15 protein-coding genes are annotated in these 17,649 nt (G+C 42.8%); 9 read left to right on the top strand and 6 right to left on the bottom strand.

Annotation, left to right across the window (positions count from 1 at the left end; genetic code table 11):
• Positions 1 to 660, bottom strand: a 660-nt coding sequence (locus tag F7B60_02060) for a dihydrodipicolinate synthase family protein (GenBank protein ID MCE4614305.1), incomplete at its 3' end; no start/stop codon positions are given.
• Between the two features lie 95 nt (positions 661 to 755).
• Between F7B60_02060 and F7B60_02055 the strand changes: the two genes are divergently transcribed.
• Positions 756 to 1,496 carry an NAD-dependent deacylase gene (locus F7B60_02055; GenBank protein MCE4614304.1) on the top strand — a complete coding sequence of 247 codons (741 nt, stop codon included), beginning with the start codon at positions 756 to 758 and terminating at the stop codon, positions 1,494 to 1,496.
• Here F7B60_02055 and F7B60_02050 read toward each other — a convergent pair.
• Entirely contained in the window at positions 1,488 to 1,865 is a 378-nt protein-coding gene (locus F7B60_02050) for a winged helix-turn-helix domain-containing protein (protein MCE4614303.1), read from the bottom strand. The two genes, F7B60_02055 and F7B60_02050, sit on opposite strands and share 9 nt — an antisense overlap.
• A 108-nt stretch (positions 1,866 to 1,973) precedes the next feature.
• Here F7B60_02050 and F7B60_02045 point away from each other — a divergent pair, with 108 nt between their 5' ends.
• The 7 genes from F7B60_02045 to F7B60_02015 all read left to right on the top strand — a co-directional run bounded on the left by F7B60_02045 (position 1,974) and on the right by F7B60_02015 (position 8,391).
• Positions 1,974 to 2,390, top strand: coding sequence for a hypothetical protein (locus F7B60_02045; GenBank protein MCE4614302.1), 417 nt, complete (start codon positions 1,974 to 1,976; stop codon positions 2,388 to 2,390).
• A gap of 79 nt (positions 2,391 to 2,469) precedes the next feature.
• Positions 2,470 to 3,699: a M20 family metallopeptidase gene (locus F7B60_02040; protein ID MCE4614301.1), complete on the top strand. Its 1,230-nt coding sequence runs from the start codon at positions 2,470 to 2,472 to the stop codon at positions 3,697 to 3,699.
• 52 nt (positions 3,700 to 3,751) lie between these two features.
• Positions 3,752 to 4,081 carry a DUF2175 domain-containing protein gene (locus F7B60_02035; GenBank protein MCE4614300.1) on the top strand — a complete coding sequence of 110 codons (330 nt, stop codon included), beginning with the start codon at positions 3,752 to 3,754 and terminating at the stop codon, positions 4,079 to 4,081.
• Between the two features lie 36 nt (positions 4,082 to 4,117).
• Complete coding sequence (locus tag F7B60_02030) at positions 4,118 to 4,840, top strand: metallophosphoesterase (protein ID MCE4614299.1); 723 nt, start codon at positions 4,118 to 4,120, stop codon at positions 4,838 to 4,840.
• Positions 4,841 to 4,908: 68 nt separating this feature from the next.
• Positions 4,909 to 5,163, top strand: a complete 255-nt coding sequence (locus F7B60_02025) for a hypothetical protein (GenBank protein ID MCE4614298.1) — start codon at positions 4,909 to 4,911, stop codon at positions 5,161 to 5,163.
• Positions 5,164 to 5,250: 87 nt separating this feature from the next.
• Positions 5,251 to 6,249: a pyridoxal-phosphate dependent enzyme gene (locus F7B60_02020; GenBank protein ID MCE4614297.1), complete on the top strand. Its 999-nt coding sequence runs from the start codon at positions 5,251 to 5,253 to the stop codon at positions 6,247 to 6,249.
• A 123-nt stretch (positions 6,250 to 6,372) separates the two neighbouring features.
• On the top strand, positions 6,373 to 8,391 hold the full coding sequence (locus F7B60_02015; GenBank protein ID MCE4614296.1) for a 3-hydroxyacyl-CoA dehydrogenase/enoyl-CoA hydratase family protein: 2,019 nt from the start codon (positions 6,373 to 6,375) through the stop codon (positions 8,389 to 8,391).
• A gap of 105 nt (positions 8,392 to 8,496) precedes the next feature.
• Here the strand turns inward: F7B60_02015 and F7B60_02010 are convergent, their stop codons facing one another.
• The 3 genes from F7B60_02010 to F7B60_02000 form a co-directional block, all read right to left on the bottom strand.
• Positions 8,497 to 11,463: a DEAD/DEAH box helicase family protein gene (locus tag F7B60_02010; GenBank protein ID MCE4614295.1), complete on the bottom strand. Its 2,967-nt coding sequence runs from the start codon at positions 11,461 to 11,463 to the stop codon at positions 8,497 to 8,499.
• Between the two features lie 2 nt (positions 11,464 to 11,465).
• A complete protein-coding gene (locus tag F7B60_02005; protein ID MCE4614294.1) occupies positions 11,466 to 14,003 on the bottom strand; it encodes a hypothetical protein in 2,538 nt (845 codons plus the stop codon).
• Between the two features lie 1,014 nt (positions 14,004 to 15,017).
• Positions 15,018 to 15,263: a hypothetical protein gene (locus F7B60_02000; GenBank protein MCE4614293.1), complete on the bottom strand. Its 246-nt coding sequence runs from the start codon at positions 15,261 to 15,263 to the stop codon at positions 15,018 to 15,020.
• Between the two features lie 84 nt (positions 15,264 to 15,347).
• Between F7B60_02000 and F7B60_01995 the strand changes: the two genes are divergently transcribed.
• Complete coding sequence (locus tag F7B60_01995; protein ID MCE4614292.1) at positions 15,348 to 16,475, top strand: aminopeptidase; 1,128 nt, start codon at positions 15,348 to 15,350, stop codon at positions 16,473 to 16,475.
• Here F7B60_01995 and F7B60_01990 read toward each other — a convergent pair.
• Positions 16,472 to 17,596, bottom strand: a complete 1,125-nt coding sequence (locus F7B60_01990; GenBank protein MCE4614291.1) for a PLP-dependent aminotransferase family protein — start codon at positions 17,594 to 17,596, stop codon at positions 16,472 to 16,474. The two genes, F7B60_01995 and F7B60_01990, sit on opposite strands and share 4 nt — an antisense overlap.
• Positions 17,597 to 17,649 lie beyond the last annotated feature (53 nt).

Here is a 17,649-nt window from a genome sequence, read left to right as displayed (position 1 = left end):
GCCTACGAGCAGTTTTGGATCAAAATTAGCTAGAGCAACTACGCCGCCGTCACCACCAGCCATAAGGTTAGGTAGAAGCATGTCACCGATACCTGTCAAAATACTGAACTGCGGGTTAACCTCCTTCAACTCGATAATAGCCCTTCGGAGATAGGTGAAGTCAGGGTATGTTATCTTTATGCCAACCAAATTGCTGTACTCACTAGTTAAATCACGCAATAAATCAACAGTTAACAAGTTTCCTGTCAAGCTAGGTATATTATAGATGATAACAGGAGAATCAACATTCTCGGCAAGAGTAGCGAAATGCTGGAACAAGCCTTCCCTCCTAGGTTTAAAGTAGTATGGCGGAGTGGCAATCACACCATCAACACCAAGGTCAACATATCTTCTACCGAACTCGACAGCCTCTAAGGTAGAATTACTAGAAACACCAGGTAAAACCAGAGAACGTCTATGATGCTCTACAACTAATCTAACGAGACTGTCCCGCTCCTCCCTTGACAGGTGAACAAACTCACCTGTCGTACTAGCGGGAAACAAGCCATGAGCATTGTTATCCTCTAAAAACTCGACAAGCCATTTGACTCCATCGAAATCTAGGCTATAATCTTCCTGGAAGGGTGTAATCATTGGAACAATAATGCCTCGAATGCTCACCGAGAAATTCACCCGATTGGTTTAATAGCGATTCTTATTATTAAAATAAAATCATTTTTCCTTGTTAAACCCACATATATGTAAGGGATATTGTCTTGGAAGAAAATGTTGTTGAAGTAGTTGCAAAATGGATTAATGAGTCTACGTACACGGTTGTTTTGACCGGTGCGGGTGTTAGTGCTGAAAGCGGTATTCCCACATTCCGCGGTAAGGATGGATTATGGAATAAATATAGGCCTGAAGAGCTAGCTACTCCAGAGGCTTTCCACTCTAATCCTTTAAGGGTCTGGGAGTGGTATAAGTGGAGAATGGGACTTATTGCTAAAGCTAAGCCTAATCCAGCTCATATAGTTCTAGCTAAAATGCAGAAGGAGAATATGATTGGGCCCATTATCACACAGAATGTTGACGGCTTGCATCAGCGGGCGAGTGCTATAGATGTGGTTGAGCTACACGGGAATATTTGGAGGGTAATATGTACTAGCTGTGGTTATACGAGTAAGCTTGATCATCCCCCTGAAGAGATCCCCCCTCATTGCCCAAAGTGCGGTGGCTTACTGAGGCCTGGTGTCGTCTGGTTCGGCGAGCCTCTGCCTGATCAGGCTGTTAGGAGGGCTTTTCAGGAGGCTTCCCATGCAAAACTTATGCTTGTAGTTGGGACCAGCCTCCAGGTCTACCCCGCTGCGTATCTGCCCGTATTGGCGAAGAATTACAATGGACGCGTCATCGTTGTTAACCCGACTCCTACTCCGTTTGATAATGAGGCGGATTTAGTTATCCATGAGAAGGCTGGCATGTTCTTCGAGGAGCTTGGGGAGAGAATAAGTTTACTCTGAGTTCAATGTTTCTCCAGTGAGTATGTCTATACATATCTTCCTTGCTCTGAGGCTCCACACTTTCTCAGGGGCTCCTCCTCCAGACTCTTTATATCCAGCGTGTGTTATTAGCCCCAGGTTCTCGAGTTCTGACAGATGGTAGTATAGTGTTGTCCTCGGTAAATTATAGCCTCTCTCTAGTAGTGCCTGGTAGATCTGGTTTGTAGTAGCTCCCTGAGTTCCTATAGCGTTGAGTATTGTCCTCCTCGGCTCTGCTTGTATCGTTGTGAGTATTGCTAGTAGGTATTCCAAGTTCGCGGGTAGTTCTGGGTATCCCCACGGGCCTCTTCCTTTCCAGCTTCCTCGTCTTCTTCTGCCTCCTCCCCACACTGCTATTTGCCTCCAACTTGTTATTACAACCTTATACTCATAATTGTTTATAATGTTACAGAAAAATATATAAGTGTAACTGTAATAATTAATTGATGGTGATTAGAAATGCCTGCACCATGGAAAGGAGGATGGGGAAGAGGTTTCGGAAGAGGATGGTGGGGACCACCAGCACCGCCAGTAGCACCGCCGGCACCATTTGATCCTGCAGCCTACGCTGGAAAAGCCGCTGAACTACTAAAGACAGCTACGAAAGGAACACCCTATACGTATGCAACTGGGATCAGGATTCCACTTCTCAAGGACAGTATAGTAGTTGGTGAACTCTGGGCAGACGTAGATCTCACGAAAGCAAGCATCGGATGGATAAGGCCTTGCAGATGGGGAGTATGGGCTGACATAGTCTATGAGGGTAGAGTAGTTGGAGTAATCTACGTTGAAGGATACCCATATGCATGGGGCCCTGGACCCGGATGGGGATACGGTAGAGGCTACGGAAGAGGATTCTGGTCCTGGTCCTGGTGATCTTCACTAGTAATTTCAGTTTTTTCTAGATTAATATACCAATTAATACTATTCTCCTCTATTTGGAGGTGCCTTCTAATTGGGTGTTCTAGAAAGAATAGACAGCCTTCAAAAGGATATGGTTGGTATATTATCCGAGATGATCAAAGTCCCCACAGTTTCCCCTTCAGGAGAGAAGTACGGGGAGTTCGTTGATAAGATGAAAACACTCTTGGAATCGTATGGGTTAACTTATAGAATCATAGATGTGCCACAGGACTTCGTGGATGGGCACTGCCCGGAAGAAGCCCTCGGTAACCCGCGTTACATCATAGAGGTTAAACTAGAAGGCGGAGAAGGGAAACCCATTGACTTCAACGGTCACTACGATGTTGTCCCAGGGGGGCCTGGATGGACGGTTACAGACCCCTTTAAGCCTATTGTTAATGAAGGCAAAGTATACGGTAGAGGAAGCGTTGACATGAAGGGAGGTCTAGCATCAGTCCTCGGAGCATTCATAGCTCTCAAGGAAGAGGGAGTCAAGCCTAAGAGGACGGCTAGACTATATATGGTTCCAGATGAGGAGATAGGCGGGGAATGCGGTACAGGTTGGCTCGTAGAACATCTCGATGAGACTCCTGAGACTGTAGTAATACCTGAGCCAAGTGGCACTGATAAAATATGGCACGGTCACAAGGGTGCTTTATGGGTTGAAATAATCGTTAAAGGTAAAACTGCACACGCAAGCACGCCGTGGCTAGGAGTAAATGCTTTCGAGAGAGCTTCCAAGATGGCCGTATGGCTCTATGAGAACTATGTACCATCTGTTAATCTCACCAGGAGTAGATACAAATTTGACATGCCTGACGCGGAGATGGCTACCGCTATGATAGGCGGTGTTGTAGGCATGAAGAGTGAGGGCAAAATAAACCAGGTGCCGGGAAGCGTTTACTTCACTATCGATAGGAGGATTAATCCTGAAGAGAATGTGGAGTCAGCGCTCAAGCAACTGAAAGAATTCCTAGAACTTGCAGCCGAGAAAGCCCAAGCGGAGTATGAGATGAGGATAGTGCATACTATGGAGCCTGCCCTGACCCCTGTGGATACTGTTGCTGTTAAAATGGTTGTTGAAGCAGCCTCCAAGATAGGAATAAAAGTTGAGCCAACAGTATGCATGGGAGGCCTTGACCTTAGGTACTATACTGTCAAAGGTATACCAGCCTCATCCTACGGTCCCGGTAATAATACGCCGCATATGCCCGATGAGTACGTTGACTTGGAGGAACTAGTTAAGGCATCCAAGGTTTTCTCCCTACTACTCCAGAGCTGACCCCTTTATAACATCCAATAACCATGCAGATTCAAGTAAGGTGACATCCTCATTGTCATTCAAGAAGTTCAAAACTTGGAGATGCGGCCTCTGTCAGGAGCCAGTCATAGAGGGCCAACGGATGGTAGCATTGAGAAAATACGGTTACGTCCATGTAGAATGCTTCTACGAGTTATTGAAGAAGAAGTATCCGAATGGTATCCCACGAGATATCCTTGCATTGTCAGACGCCAACGAGGCATTAGCATATGCTATTGTTAGACTTAAACAGGCACAGAGAATATCGGATGAAGAATCCGAATTCCTGGTATCAGTAAGGAATAAGATAGAGGATATTACGGGGGAGGTAGACGATAGACTCTCAGATAAACTCGGCCTCTAGAACCCTCCTTCAAGTATAATGCTGGGTGTATAGTAGTTGGACTCACCGCCTGGAATCGCAGCTGTTAGCGACGTTCACAGCCCACTTTATCTTGAGGCGTACAAGAGGAGTCTCAAACTTACAGGGCTCAGCAATGTGGATATAGTTGTTTTCGCGGGTGACATGGTTGAGAGGAACATGATTAACGCCTTCGCCCCCTTGGAGGAGGCTACAAGAGAAGCTTTCCCTAATGCTCAGATCGTCGCGGTATTCGGTAATGATGAGTTCATGGAGCATGAAGATGAGTATAGAAGATTATATCCCCGAGTGGTATGGCTTGACAATGAACTATACAACGTTGACATAAGAGGCTATAAGCTTGGCATAATCGGTAGCAGAGGAGCAATAGACAGACCTACATGGTGGCAAGCCAAACATATCCCAAATATAAGGGAGTTATATGCTAGGCGTGTAGAGAAAATAAAATCCCTTCTCGAAGAGAGCACAGGTAAGAATGATATTACTATACTTGTGACTCACTACGGTTTAGCTTCATGTACGTTAATTGGGGAGCCGCCTAAGGGTTGGCCGGGGATCTACAGTAAAAAAGTAGAGGGGCTGGTCAGGAAATATAAGCCGAATGCAGCTATCCATGGTCATGCCCATAAGGGTAAAGGTTTCTGCAGGTTAGACAGTATTCCCATATACAATGTAGCCTTCCCGGTCAACAGGAGGGTAGTAAAAATAGGATATACGATAAGTCTCCTAGGTTTCCGCTAGGAAGCCAATATTTTTAAACTACCTGAAGATAAGGCATTGAACGAGCCTACAGATATGGGTGTGTATATATGAGCAGTGCAGAGTACATTACGAGTGTGAAAGATTCAATCAAGCCTATGCTCCAGGAGCTAGGATTAAAGATACTCCCTAAAGGGAGCACTTCGTTCAGCATAGTGAAGGATACGGAGATAGTGATGACTGTTAGAGACACCGGAGACTATGTTGAGATTAGTTATAAGGGTAAGAAGTACCAGTATGATAAATGGTATACGAAACCCCCGCATTTAGCTAAAGTAATAGAGAATGTTTTGAGGACACCTTAAGCCTAAACGTTTCCACCATTCAAAGCTCTTTTTCCACACAATAGTTTTATCCAACCTTCCCAGACACACACCTAAGGGGAATGGATATTGGTATCATGGAAGCTTAAATGTCCCAAATGCGGTTTGGAAATAGAGAATATGTATCGTCACAGGTGCCCTGTATGCGGTACACCGTTTAATCTAAGTATAAAAGACCTAGACTGGAAGCCTGGATCAATAATGGGAGAGGGTAGAACCCCCCTGGTCGAGGAGAAACTAGATGGTAAAACAGTCTTATTTAAACTAGAATATTTGAACCCTTCCGGCAGCTTCAAGGATAGGGGAACAAGCATAAACATCCACATAGCTAAGCTACTAGGATATGAGTGTATCGTAGAGGACTCCTCAGGTAACGCGGGGATATCAGTGGCACTATACGGAGCATATTCAGGTATGAGAACTAAGATAATAGTCCCGAGAACTGCTCCACAAGGTAAGAAGAAGATTATAAGGAGCCTAGGAGCCCAACTCATCCTAGCGAAAACAAGGAAGGCTGCAGCCGAACTAGCGGAGACGCTAGCGGATGAATGTTATTATGTAGCACATGCATGGAACCCTTTCTTCACGCTGGGACTACAGAGTGTATCCTATGAAATAGCGTCAAAGGGATACGTAGGGGTCCCGATAATAGCGCCTGCAAGCACGGGAGGACTAATATACGCTTTATACAAGGGATTCCTAGATTATGCCAATAGAACCCCCAGAATAATAGCGGCACAAGGCTCGAGTAACCCATGGCTAGCCGAGGCTGTAGGCGGCACGATAGAGAAGGGAGAATCCAAGCTAACTGACGCACTTGTATACGAAGACCCGCCGAGGAAGGAGGAAGCTATAAGAGCTATAGAAAAGTCAGGCGGAACAGCTGTAGCAGTCAATGACAGAAGCATTAAGAGAGCTATGAAGGAGCTCTGGCGCATGGGATTCCCCGTGGAACCATCTAGTGCAGCAGCCTACGCTGCCTATAAGAAGATAGCTGGCAAATACATCGAGGGGCCTGCCATCATCATTTTAACTGGAACAGGATACAAGTACCTAGATATCTTGTAGTTTTTACCCCTAGTTAACCTTCAACAGGTTATATCGGTTTATATACCGTTACACTATACATTTCCTATACACGGACCATATGTCCGATGCAATTCCTAAAAAAGGAAAATATGGGTGAAGAATATGTCTGCAGAAAACATAAAGAAGATAACCGTAGTCGGAGCCGGAACGATGGGCCACGGAATAGCTGAAGTAGCAGCTCTCAAGGGCTACAAGATATACCTAGTGGATATTAAACAAGAGTTCCTCGACAATGCTTTACAGAAAATTGAGTGGAGCCTAAAGAAGCTCTATGAGAAGGGGATCCTTAGAGATACAGTTGAGACGGTAATGTCTAGGATAACCCCAGTAGTCAACCTAGACGAGAAGGGGGAGTTCACCGATGAATTCGGTAAAGCCCTAGCCGACTCGGACTTCATGATAGAAGCAATCGTCGAAAGAATAGACCTCAAACAGAAACTATTCGCCTACGCTGACAAGCATGCTCCCAGCTACGCTACATTGGCATCAAACACAAGTAGCCTACCAATAACAGAGATAGCAAGCGCAACTAAGAGACCTGAGAAAGTAGTTGGAATGCACTTCTTCAACCCGCCGCCTTTAATGCCCCTTGTAGAGATAATCAAGGGAGATAAGACGAGTGATGAGACGGTACAGGTAGTTTACGATCTAGCTAAGAGATTCGGTAAACAACCAGTAGTAGTGAAGAAGGATGTTCCAGGCTTCATAGTCAACAGAATACTAGGCAGATTCCTCAACGAAGCATGCTGGATAGTTAAGAGGGGGAAAGCCGATATAATTGAGGTAGACGCTACAGTCAGATACCAGCTAGGATTCCCTATGGGGGCCTTCGAACTAGCAGACTATAGTGGAGTAGACGTATTCTACTACGTCTTCACAGCGATGACAGGAAGAGGATTCGAGATTAATCCATGCACACTATTCCAAGAAAAATTCGAGGCGAAAGAGTTCGGTATGAAAAGCGGTAAAGGATTCTATACATACCCAGCACCAGGCAAATACGTGAGGCCGGAAATACCCAAAGAGAAAGCCGGTAAAGTAGATCCTGTCGAGCTAATAGCACCAGCAGTAAATGAGGCAGCATGGCTCCTAGAGAATGATGTAGCAACCAAGGAAGACATAGATAAGGCGGTAAAACTGGGGCTCGGATGGCCGAAGGGGGTATTCGAGTTCGCCGACGATTACGGTGTCGATAAGATAGTAGAATCCTTGAAGAAGCTTAAGGAAGAGACGGGCTTCGAAGAATATGAACCTCAACCACTCCTCTTGAAAATGGTAGAAGATGGGAAGCTGGGTAGGAAAACTGGTAAAGGATTCTATGAGTATAAGGAAGTAGAGGAGAGGAGGAAGAGCACTCTACTCATTAAGATAGAGGAGCCGATAGCATGGATCATCCTTAACAGACCTAAGAAGCTAAACGCGTTGAGCCCAGAACTCTTGAAGGAGTTATATGAGACGTTCGATGAATTAGAGGAAGAAGATAAGGCAAGGGTGGTAATACTAACCGGGACAGGTAGAGCATTCTCAGCAGGAGCAGATGTTACAGCCTTCATGGGCTTAACACCATTCAAAGCAATGATCTTCAGCAAGAAGTTCCATGAGATCACTCTCAAAATGGAGTACTTCCCCAAGCCAATAATAGTAGCACTTAACGGCTTCACACTCGGAGGCGGAATGGAGATAGCAATGAGCGGAGACATAAGAATAGCAGCTGAAGGAGTAATGATAGGACAACCGGAAGTAAATTTAGGAATCATACCAGGTGGAGGAGGAACTCAGAGAATGCCGAGGCTAACTACTAAGAGCAAAGCCAAAGAAATAATCTATACAGGCGATATGATTGACGCTAAGGAAGCACTCAAACTAGGCCTTGTAGATAAAGTAGTCCCACCAGAACAACTAGAACAAGAAGCAAGAGCACTAGCACTCAAACTAGCTGAAAAACCACCACTGGCGTTATTAGCCGCGAAATATGCGATTAACTTTGGAACAGAAGCACCAATATGGGCAAGCCTGCCATACGAAGCAAGCCTGTTTGGAATACTATTCAGTACAGATGATGTCATCGAGGGAGTAACAGCCTTCATGGAGAAACGGAAACCCAAATTCAAAGGGCAATAATCACCTCAATCTTTTTCTCACAAGTAATTCTCTCATCCAAAACTGATCGTACTCGCTTTGTACAACTAAACGATTTCCATTATTTTAAAAGACTAAACATCGTTATCATAGGATTTTTTCGAACACTTTTCCAACGGAATCGAGCCAATACTTTCTGTAACCTTCAGAGACCCTGTTCACATCCTCGGTGAAGAGGTATAAGAGAACCTTTATCCTATGCCTCCCGAATTTGAACTCTACAGGGTCGTCTAGGTCTCCGAATATTTTTTTAAACCAATCTATCTTGTGCTCAAAGTCTGTGTGTTTAATTCCTTTAGGGTCAACGAATACGATGTAATATTCACTTCCCTTACTAAACCAGAATATGAAGTCAGGTTTAAACCTCCTAACCCGGTTTTTCTCAGGGTCATAGTATGGTATGTAAATCTCGTCCAAATGTTCATCTATTTTGCTGAACATCCACCAGTCAACACTAATTTTACTTTTGTTCTTTTCAAGATACTTCTCTAGATTTTTTATGAATTCAACCTCGCTAGCTGTTTTTATTATATGTCTAATATAGTCTACTTTCTCTCTAACTGAGAGAATAATAGGAACATAATAGTGGTTGACAACGTATTTTATCCTCAAATCCTTGAAAGTCTCCTCTTTAGAGAGACGGGCAAGTTTCTCTATCTCACAAGCGTATTCCTCGAAACTTATCTTACCTTCCTTTGCCTTTGATATTAATTCCTCCTTCTTCGACTCTAGATCTTTCACCTTTAGAACACTATCTATAGTGTTTTTTAATGCGCTAAGTTCTTCACTTCTATCAAGATAGACTTTGATTCTCTTGAAATGAATTATTTCACTCTGCAATGGTTTGAATTTATCTAATTCTTCTATGTTGAGATTGAAATGATCTATTAGCTTCTGTATGACGGCATTTAGTGATGTATTCATTTCCTCAGGAAGGATTCTATAGTATTTAACATAATCATCGAAACTATTTCTGATATGCGCTAAGAGTTCTGGAGTCAAATTATTTGACGTGTTCTGAGCAATAAGAACCCTTCCATCTGTTGTAGTGAAATAATCTTTTATCACCTCAAACATCCTCTCCGAAACCGTGAATTTCTGCAGCTCCCTTTCCTGGTATAGCTTTCTACTTGAAATTCTAAAGACTGGGATCAGTAAGCAGTGTTTCCCAGCATCCCCGCTTCTTTCTAGCTCGATAGTTTCCTCAATCTCTTTCTCCATCTTCAGCGTGCTAACAACCTCTGTTAACACGTCTCTATTCGTTCCAAATACGAACAGTGTCTCAATAGGTTGAACAAACAATCCTATTTTCTCGTAGAGGCCTGAATCCTCACTTCTATTGTAAAGGTATTGCAATCTTCTCCTTTTCCCTTTAACGGGTTCTATTCTAACCCCACGTCCGACGGATTGTATTATAAACTTCTTCCTTTCTGCACCAATACCTATGTTTATATATATTATAATATTAGGTCTATTCGAGTCCCAGCCTTCGTAGAAGGCTCTTGATCCCATTAGAATACTTATATCCTCCCTCTCATCGAGGTTCTCAAACACGCTTTTATCTTCGTAGCTCTCCGTCACTTCATAACCTTTGAGATTATCTCTTATCCACCTAATAGCATCACCAATTTTGATAAGTGCGAACGGCTTATCACTAGTTTTCAGCTTGAGAACAGCTTCCTGTCTTCTGCCCGGAACAAGTATAGCCTCTATGTTCCCGAAGCTCTCTGAGTTATAAGTATATTTCAAGATGTCAGTTATCTTTAAACCCTCAATAATATTCTTACTAATATTGACCTGGGCGCCTTCTTCATAGATTAATTGTGGACTGCTGTAAAATTCGTCCAGTAATTCCTCTTTAGCTTTCTCGAAAACTTTTTCACTGACGTCTCCCTTACCAATTCTACCTAATTGCTCATAGAACAATGTAAGATCAGGTTTCTCCTTCTTAAAATCACTCAAGTTTACAGTATTAACTAGGACGAGAATCATTGGTTCATGATAAACTTCACCTGCAATTCTCTTTATCTCCTCGGTCGTCTTCTTAAGGTATGCAAGCAAAATTAGTGCTTTAAGAACGATTTCCTGTTTTCCTTCACGGTTATAATCTTCTTTCTCCCTAAAAGCCTGCATCTCTTGCCTTAATATGTAAAGATGCTTCCCATATCCGGCCTTAATGAATTTCTCCAAATTGAAATTGTATGCTGTTGACACTATATCCCTAGGATCAGTGAACGTTGCAGAAAAATTGAATATAAAACCGTTTCTAGACATTATGGAATAGTACATTTGCCTCTTGGATTCTTCCTTATCACCTTTATGCGCCTCGTCAAGTAGTATATACCAGTTTCCATTATTCTCATAGTTCCTATAGTCAACCAACTTTTCTTTCTGTTCATCACTAATTAAGTCAGATCTATAATAGAAAACAATAACCTCGTCAAGGAAAGGAACGAGGCTCTCCCTCTTCACTTTATCATATTCGGTTAGCTCTACAAAATTTATTAAGAACCCTCTCTCAGGAGCTAGCTCGTTGAACTCAGAAATATGTCTTTTCAACTGGTTAATCAGGTCATCCCTATACGTTAATACAAGTATATCTTTCCTAGGAATTTCCTCTAAGTCCATTAGTCTTTTCAAGGATTCTATAAGTTTAATTATTAGAAGAGTCTTGCCACTACCAGTAGCCATCCAAAAGCTAGCCCTATTTATAAAGTTATGGAACTTCAGTTTGCTGTCCTCAATCGGATAATACCGTTGAAGAATGGATATGACCTGCTTATTCACCCTGGAAAGCCTTATATCTAAGATTTCCTCTAACTCCCCGTCTAAACCGTTAATCCTGTATCTTCCGATAAACCTAGGTTTCTCACCTTCATCGTTATTGAAGTATTGGTACAAGACTTTTATTGCATTCTTAAGCGCATCTTGCTGAAAATCCCATAATTTCTTGCTCTTCGAGAATGATACGGTATCTAATCTACTCCAGGCACTAGGCAATTCATCAAAATCAACATCATCCAAAATAGGCTCCAAGATTGGCCTTATCTTCAAGCCTACCACCATATCAGTGGTTTAATAAGCTTATAATCTAGATCCTTGAGATTCACTTTTCCCCCATCCTCAAACTCCAAAAATTCTGGTGTGATTTTCCTTATCCATTTACCTACAAGATTCGACAAAGTCTCAGCTATGTCAATGTTCGCATATAGTTTCTCGAGGCATATCTTAACCTTATTATTAGTATAGTCTATTTCCAATGCATCCAATAGTTTTATGTCTCTCATGAATATGTACTGACTATAAGGATCCTCAGTTGGATCGAAGAATGGATCAGCCTCCATGTACTTAACTCTTCTCAACGTATCCTCATACTGCTCCAGCTCGTAATACTTGAAGAATCCTCCTGCTTTATTCTCATTATACGTTTTTTTCACATCCCTGTCTCTAGATATTCCCCTAGGATCATATGCTAGAACTCTCTTCATCCTAGGCAGGACAACAGTATAGAAGTGCATTCCCATTTCCACGCCTATCCATTTCCTATCCAGTTTATGGGCTACAGCCGTAGTAGTCCCAGAGCCGAGGAAGAAATCCATGACTAGATCGCCAGTATCTGAGGACATTTGAATGATTCTCTTAACAAGATTCTCAGGGTTCTCCGTAGAAAACCCCCAATCATATCGATATCCGGGGGTATCAGTCCAATTCGTACCTAAGGCCTTCTTGTCTAAGAGGATGTAGAGTTTCCCATTTCGAATCTTCAACCGACCCTCCCGGTGCATCCTATTAGCAACTTCATTACCCCTCGCCCAACAATAGCCTTCCTTAGGCGTAAACATTTGGCCGTCAATTACTATAGGTTGCCCCGTTTGGCCCCTATTAGGTTTTTGTTGCATTTCAACCCATTCATGCTTCCTTGGTATCCAGAGTTTTTTGAAGAGAACTCTGTTCTGAAACTTGGAGTAATTAATGATATACTCAGTCTCCTGTTCAAGTTTCTGGGTTTCCCGTTTCGCGAGATAGGAAGTTCTACCTACAATGATCTCATGTCTAAAGTTTTCTCTCCCAAAAATATCGTCCAATAAAAATCTAGTATAATGGTTTCCATGATAATCTATTCTCACAAATATTAACCCTGTATCCTTGAGGAACTCTTTAGCCAGCGTAAGACGGTTCTCCATCATGGTTACCCAGGAGGAATCATAGAATTTATTGATGTACATGGTAAACTCGTTCTTACCAGTATTGAATGGCGGATCAATGTATATTACTTGTATTCTACCCTTGTATTTATGTAGTATCGTATTTAGTGCCTGCCAGTTCTCACTTTTAACCAGCCATCCATCAAGTTCCTCGTCCAGGTCACCGAATAAACCTATGATTTTATGCTCTAAATCTTTGAAGTACCTAGTATCTACTGGTAGGAAGCTGTATTGCGGATTAAGCCCTCGACCTTGCAGTGTGTTGACTAGTATTTTCCTCGGATTAAAGTCAGCATCAACCAAGTCGAGGAGATACCACTCTACTATCTGGTTATCCAGTTCTTCTGCATTTTCAAACCTTTCCCTATAGGATTTCTTGTTGGACCTTATTTCCTCCCACTCCTCTATATCATCCTTAAACTCATCCAGTTGCTCGACTAATCTATCAATTATTTCTTCGATAACCTGAACACCCCCCTCCTTCATAGCTATTCTATCAAGTGTGATAACGTAATTGGAGTTGAGAACGAACTTCGGTTTCTTCCATATCTTGAGAACTTCATCTTCAAACTGAGCAATGAAATCAATGATCCTGTAAGCTATGTCCTTTAATACTTTAAGTTCACCTATTCTCCTTGCCGTGAACTCGCTTTCATCTACCAGTAAGTACTGATGCAACCACAGATCAAATTGCTCTCGAAGGAACCTCTTGGCATTCTTATTAATGAAGTAATCCACCTCGTTTTGCCTCTCGAAGACCCTGAAAGCTTTCTCTAAAGTTCCCCTCTCAAGGTTTATCCCCGTCTTCCTTAATTCTCTGATGATACTGTCAACCTTAGTTTTCCTTCCCCTCTCAGAGTACAGTACACGGAAGACAATTGTCCCGTCGTTCAATACATTATCCAGCTCATAGATAAGCTCTCTTTTCTCCCAAGCTTTCCTATGCTGAAGCTTTGAAACGTCGAAATGGAAACATACATCGTCAACTGTAACTTTCATATTTTTCGGCTGTATATCTGTTTTAACATAGTAGAGCATATGCGTCTTCCAGAACATTACAACATCCCGATTATCAGTATAGACCCTCTCGTAAACCCTCTCGCTAAAGGGAGTCCTTCTGAAATATATTGACCCGCTCTCACTGAAGTATCTGCTGAAGAAACTGTAAAGCTTGTCGAATAATTCCTCCTTAAACTCGGAGAACCCGTTTGTTCTTTCATCTATTTCCCCTTTAAGCTCCTTGAAAACAGCGTCGAAGTACCTAGATTTTATTCTCATCAGGTTAATATAACCGGACTGTCCATCAACATCTGCGCCAATAAAAACATCCTTCAAAGCCTCGAAGAACCTTCCCTCCGAATCACCATGGAACCTTAAATTCCTAACCAACAAATCCACCTCAAAAAACGTTCACGCCGCAATACCATTACAGGGATATACAACAATCTATTCCAAGTAAAAATACACTAACCACTATATCTAAACGTAAGAAAACATTCAAAAAATAGCGAGTACATTATAGTAATATACCGGTAACGAAGAGCAAAATGAGTTGGAATCAAACCAGGAAAATAGCGAGGCCGCTAAAATGGTTAAATATAAACACTGGATAATAATAGCGGTAATCCTAGTAATCCTGGGAATATGTATATCATACAATTACACTCAAAACAATAATGAACATAACCCTACTGGAACAGTTACATCGACAAAATCCCAAACTACGCAATCCATAACGATGACTTACACAACATACCCTCTAAGTAAGAGCTCAACAAGTACTGATAATCATACAGGAACTTAGAAACAATAATTAACACTCCAGAATAGTTCTATGCACTGAAATGCACTGCAAGGACTTCAGGGGTAAGAGAAACAGTAACGATCTTCAAATCTACTGTAAAACTAAACCAGGCTTTATGGATTAAAGTGGAATTGCAAGGGGATCTAGCTCTAATCAACTGGTATCCAATGCTAATAATTACAAATAGCTATGGCCAATGCGTCTATGACACTATGATACAGCTACCACATAGGACACTATCACCGAGATAATCATTGCTTATAAAAGAAACATGCAATATTCGATGGAAAGCTACTATAAACCCGTTGGGAACGGCATCAGTCACACTAGGAAATTAAAGCATAATGATAGAAGCGATTCTAAGAAGCTATCCTAGCTATCAGTGAAAACATCACTATACTGAATCATATGTCAAAGCCTCCTATACCGATTCAAATCGGTGAAACAAGCAACCAGCCTCTCATACTGAATATACAGCCGCTTGAACCTGTTTAATAAGGGTCAGCTTGGAGAATGGCGGTCACTGCCCCGTTACCCTATTGGGGCTCACTCGACCGTCGTGTCCTCATCCCATTTTCTTGTGTTTGACTTGGTTTCTTTTAATCTATGTGTTTTACCTGTATTGCTCTGAGGGCGTTGTAGCCTGATACTGCTGTGGCTCCGATGTTTAGGACTAGGAAGATTATGTCGTTTACTAGGTAACTGTAGACTACTAGTGAACAGCTTCCGAGCATGTATAGCAAGCTTAACTTGAGTGGCGGTATGTCCGGTATGCTTATGATCCATCCTACTACTATTAGCATCATCCCTGTGATGCCTATCAACTCTATCATTCCAATCGCCACACAGCCCACCAGAGCCTTGGACGTGATAATCTCTCCTATATATACCCGATCCCACTTCATCTAATACGTGAGGTGTTATGAGGGATGTATCCGAGTCCCGGGTTTCAGGCTGTTTTACCAAAATATGCAATGCTCCTAGTAGATTATAGTGTAGACGTTAAGGATGGCATGGAGGTTGTTATATCAGCTGAACTATCAGCTGCACCATTCGTCAGAGAATTATACAGGGAAGTATTGAGGAGAAATGCTTATCCAACGCCGCTGTACAGGGATGACCTTTTATCAGAAGTCTTCTACTTAGAGGCCAGTGAGAATCAATTGAAGCATGTATCTCCAGTTGTCCAAACTATCTACGATAAGTATGATGCGTCTATAAGTGTGTTATCTAGCATTCACACGAAACCACTCGTAGGAATCGACCCTAGGAAAATGGCTACAGCAAGGCAGGCAGTGGCCCATTTATTCCAGAAATTCCTAGAGCAGGCAGCGAAAGGCGAGAGGAAGTGGACTGTCGCCCCCTATCCTACTCTAGCCTTAGCACAGGAGGCTAGTATGAGGCCTCTAGAGTTCGAGGAGTTCGTCTATAGGGCGCTAAAACTCCACGTCGACGACCCTGTTAGGGCTTGGAAGGAGCAGGCTGAAAAGCAGGAGAGGGTGATTAGTGAGATACTAGGTAAGACTGATGAGCTACGATTCAAGGCTTCTGGCATTGACTTGACTGTGAAGGTAGGCGGTAGGACTTGGATTAGCGATGATGGTCATGAGAATATGCCTGGAGGAGAGGTATTCACTGGACCTCACGAGGATGGTGTAGATGGCTGTGTGGAGTTCGATATGCCACAGGTATACAGTGGTGTAGAGGTTGAAGGCGTGAAGCTCTGCTTTAGGAACGGTGTTTTAGCCGAGTATTCTGCTTCTAAGGGCGGTGATTTCTTGGATAAGATGGTTAACCTGGATAATGGAGCTAAGAGTCTTGGGGAGATTGCTTTCGGGTTAAACTACGATGTTCAGAGGCAGACTAAGGAGATATTGTTCGATGAAAAGATAGGTGGAACAATACACATGGCCCTCGGGAACGGTTACCCTGAGACTGGATCTACAAATAAAAGTGCTATACACTGGGATATGATTAAGAGCATGTGGCAGGGCAAAGTATACGCTGATGGTGAACTAGTCTACGAGAAAGGATACTTCGTTGACTGGCAAGCCTAACCCTTTCTTCTACACTCACCTACTATCTTGGATAGTATTCTCACATACTCATCTATACCGTCTAGCCTGAGTTTAGCAATACTAATCCTAACGGCATCCTCCAAAGGATCACGAAGATAGAAGTCCCGGATTGGAACAAAGCTAATGCCCTCATTCAAAGCTTTAGGGAGCAAATTGTAAGGGTTGCAGCCCAGTCTAAGTGTGATGAAGAACCCGCCTCTAGCAGGACTCATCGGATGCTCAGGCATTTCCTCTATTAACTTTTGTTTTAGATGACTAAGCCTCTCTATGTATATCTTTCTCTTCAACTCAATATGACCTTGCAGATCACCTGTGTCTAGAAGGTATTGTAGCATACATCCTATAGGCGTGTTTGTAGCAAAGTCATGCTGACTTAAGAGCTTCAGAGGGTCTATCAGTCGTTCCGGTGATACGATGAAGCCTGCTCTTACTCCTGGTGCCAGTGTTTTGCTTAGCGATCCTATATACGCGATGTTTGACCCTGGGGTCCATATAGGATCTGGCGGGTTAGGATGCAGTGCTCTGTAAGGATCATCTTCTAGTACAATTATTCCTTGCCGGGCTAGTTTCCTCAGTTCTTGCCTCGCGGTTTCTGGATAGTCTATTCCCAGGGGGTTGTGAGCGGTTGGAACGGTATACGCTATGGACGGTTTCTCTTCATGGACGGGTATTTCAACACTTCCTTTTAGACTTATGTTTATGGTAGTTATCATTTGTGTTTGGTATTCTATTGGCATTCTACCTTCTATGAAACCAGGGTTCTCAACTAGTGCAATTGTATGCTGATCCAGGAGTATTTGGCTTAGTAGCTTGATCGCGTGTTGGGCTCCAGCCGTAGCTATTATTTTATTTGGACTTATTTTGGGGAATCCTAGTGTTTTGGAGATATATTCTGCATATGCTTGCCTTGTTTCGGGTGAGCCTCCTGCCCCGGGGTAGTCATGGCATCCTGGTTTATTGCATGTTTCTTGATATGCTTTGAGGAGTAGCGTTGTTGGTATCATGTCTGGTCCCCCCGCTGCTCCGTTTAGTTTTGGCTGTTTTTTGAGTTGGTTTGTCAGTGCTTCTATTGGTGATAGGTAGAGTTTTCTCTTTATCAATATGGGTCCCAGAGTTTAATTGTCTCTGATCGTGGCTTTATTGTCTATCGCCT

This window comes from Candidatus Tiamatella incendiivivens, from assembly GCA_015522635.1.
Classification (GTDB): domain Archaea; phylum Thermoproteota; class Thermoprotei_A; order Sulfolobales; family Acidilobaceae; genus Tiamatella; species Tiamatella incendiivivens.
Note: the sequence above shows the minus strand (reverse complement) of the source record. Positions and strands in the feature narration are given on the sequence as shown.

Excerpts from the sequence above, each read along its gene's own strand:
- F7B60_02045 (MCE4614302.1), top strand. The coding sequence starts at position 1,974 with ATGCCTGCACCATGGAAAGGAGGATGGGGAAGAGGTTTCGGAAGAGGA.
- F7B60_02025 (MCE4614298.1), top strand. The coding sequence starts at position 4,909 with ATGAGCAGTGCAGAGTACATTACGAGTGTGAAAGATTCAATCAAGCCT.
- F7B60_02015 (MCE4614296.1), top strand. The coding sequence starts at position 6,373 with ATGTCTGCAGAAAACATAAAGAAGATAACCGTAGTCGGAGCCGGAACG.
- F7B60_01995 (MCE4614292.1), top strand. The coding sequence starts at position 15,348 with ATGTATCCGAGTCCCGGGTTTCAGGCTGTTTTACCAAAATATGCAATG.